The following is a 2,633-nucleotide window of genomic DNA, read 5'->3' as shown; positions in this document are numbered from 1 at the left end:
CCAGTTTGCCCATCAACTCGCGGTACAGGGGGCTTGTCTCAAACGCGGTCAGGTCCCCTTCCGTCTCCCAGAGATTGATTGAGATCGCCTTGACTGTGTCGCGCTGAGTCAGAAGAAGTTGACCCTTGAACCCCTTCTGCTCTTTCAAGACGGGCACAATCGAATCTTGGACGAGGCGAGTCCCCTCGTCCACTTTGCCCGATTGGAACTGGATGTTCACCGCTCTCGCAAACATGGTCTCATCGCCTTTCATGCACAACGTGCGATTCGGAGTTGCACATCAGGTTCATATTTGGCGCAAGTACCGAAAACTTACGGCGCGTGGGTTGGGTACCCTGCATCTTTCCACCCCACCGTGCCGCCCTTTAGAATGTGGGCGTTTGTGAATCCCATACCCTTGAGGAGCTTGCCCGCTAGCGCAGCCATCTCACCCGTCTCGCAGGTGGTAATGATTGGTCGTGAACGATCCGCTAAACTCGGATCACGCCATTCGTGTGGGACTTCATTGTCGGCTTTATACTCATTTTCCGCTCGGTCGGAGCGGGGTTCAGAGGTAAGATAGGCATAATCTCTTCTGGCGGAGTTGTTGATGCCCACTGCCTCTGCGCCCCCCTCCGCATCCGAACGTGTGCACGTGATCCCGGCGGGTGCGTTGCCGGTCATCAAAGCCTTCCTGGATGAATTGGGGGTGATCGAGATCATCAATGCTCTGGTCCCGAATGAGACGGGCGAATATCCGTATGGGGAACTGGCCGGGGTGGTGATTGCCAGTCGGTTGCAGGGCGTGCCCCTGCCGATTTATGAAATTGCCGACTGGGCAAGTGAGAACGCCGTCCCCGCGCTCTTTGGGGTGCCGGCGGAGAAGTTGAACGACGACCGACTGGGCGCGATGTTGGACGCCGTGCGTCCCCAGCGCGTGGCGATCTGGGGCTGGGTGATGAACCGGGCGGTGCAACGGTTTGGGCTCGACTTGCGCACGTTGCACGCCGACCCGAGCAAGATCGCCTTTGAAGGCAGTTATGAGGGGCAAGAGGCGTTGCCGCCCGAGGTGCCACGCATCACCTACGGCAAGCCCAAAGATGGGCAAGTGGATCGCAAGTTGTTGAGCTTGTCGACATTGGTGAGTGCCGATGGTGGTTTGCCCGCCTGGTTTGGGCTGGGGGACGGCAATCAAGCCGACGATGTGACCTACCTGGACGATCTGCGTGAACTGCGCGCCCACCTGCCGCTGGACGAGGTGTTGGTCATCGGCGGGGACAGCAAATTGCCGTCGCGCGGGAACCTGCTCGGCTTGTGTCGCTGGCACTATTGCTTTGCGGCGACCGAACCGTGGCACGCCGCCCGCCGCGAGCGGCTGGACAAACTGTGGCGGCAGGGGGCGACTTGGCAACCCGTGCCGTATGTGGCCCAGGCCGACCGACACAAGCCCGCAGCGGAGCGCGGCCAGTACAGCGTCATTCTCGACACAGACACCTTGACGGATCCGCTCACCGGTACCCAGTATGCGCTGCGTCGGCTGTATGTGCGCAGCAGCCGCAAGGCGGAGCAAACCCGCCTCAAGCGAGAGAAACAACTCGCCAGGCTCCAGACTGAATTGGAGCGGATCCAGGGCCTGTTGAACAAGTATGACTACACCACGCTGGACACGGTGCGCCAGCGCGTGGCGCGGGTGCTGCGGCAGAACCCGGCCGGGCGCTACTTCCATGTGCAGGTCACCAAGACCCGCGCCCACACCGCGCCGCTGCGCATGGCCTGGACCCTCCAGCGCAAAGCCCTCCAAGCCGACGCGCGCTGGGACGGCGTGTATTCGGTGATCACCAACCTGCCGGCCGAGACCCATTCGCCCACCGCCGTTTTGGAGATTTACAAAGGCCAACATCATGCCGAAGGGTGCTTTCGCGATTTGAACCAGTTGCCGGTGCGCGTGCGCCCGCTGTGGCTCAAGCGGCCCGATCGGATTGAAGCCTTGGTCTTTCTCGTCATGCTCGCCGCGTTGATCTTTGCTTTGCTCGAACGTCAGGTGCGCCGTCACGTGGCCCAGACCGGCCAAGTCATTGACGGGTTGATGCCCGAGAAGCGTGACACGCTCACCCCGACGGGCCAACGCTTGCTGCGGGCCTTTGCGACCGTGAGTATCGTCCAGATTGACGACGGACGGGAAGTACGCTTTCATCTAAGTGAGCCGACGCGGGTTCAACGGCAAATTCTTCAGGCATTCGGCCTGACCAACTTGCAAAGCTCTATCACCGGGTTGGCGCAGCAGGTGCGCCAGACTTCCGCTTCCGCACTGGCATAAAAACGGTCAGGAATCGCTCCCGGCTTTCGCCGGATCGGCGCGACAGCCGCTCTAAAACGCTCAACGTAGCCATTATTTCATTCCATCTTCGCAGTTTCGGCGTGTCCGGCGGGCTTCACAAGAAACCCCCGTCCGACCGAGCGGAAAATGAGTAAGTAAGACCTCATCTTACGCACCGTCACACCCGCCCCCGTCTACACGGGGGCAGGCTGGCGGGTGTCCAGCCTTTGGACACTGGATTCCCGCGTTCGCGGCGCGAAGCGTGACACCGGCGCAATCTGCGTAAGGTGAGTAAGACTTTCCCCTCTGGCCGCGTCCATATGGGTGAAATGGCAAT

General features: G+C 60.7%; 2 protein-coding genes. One reads left to right on the top strand and one right to left on the bottom strand.

Annotation, left to right across the window (positions count from 1 at the left end):
- Positions 1-312: 312 nt before the first annotated feature.
- Complete coding sequence (locus HY011_14825; GenBank protein MBI3424202.1) at positions 313-702, bottom strand: rhodanese-like domain-containing protein; 390 nt, start codon at positions 700-702, stop codon at positions 313-315.
- Between HY011_14825 and HY011_14820 the strand changes: the two genes are divergently transcribed.
- Positions 689-2,296: an IS1634 family transposase gene (locus HY011_14820; GenBank protein ID MBI3424201.1), complete on the top strand. Its 1,608-nt coding sequence runs from the start codon at positions 689-691 to the stop codon at positions 2,294-2,296. The genes HY011_14825 and HY011_14820 overlap by 14 nt on opposite strands.
- Positions 2,297-2,633: the final 337 nt, after the last annotated feature.

Source organism: Acidobacteriota bacterium, assembly GCA_016196035.1.
Taxonomy (GTDB): domain Bacteria; phylum Acidobacteriota; class Blastocatellia; order RBC074; family RBC074; genus JACPYM01.
This window is presented reverse-complemented; position numbering and strand designations above follow the sequence as displayed.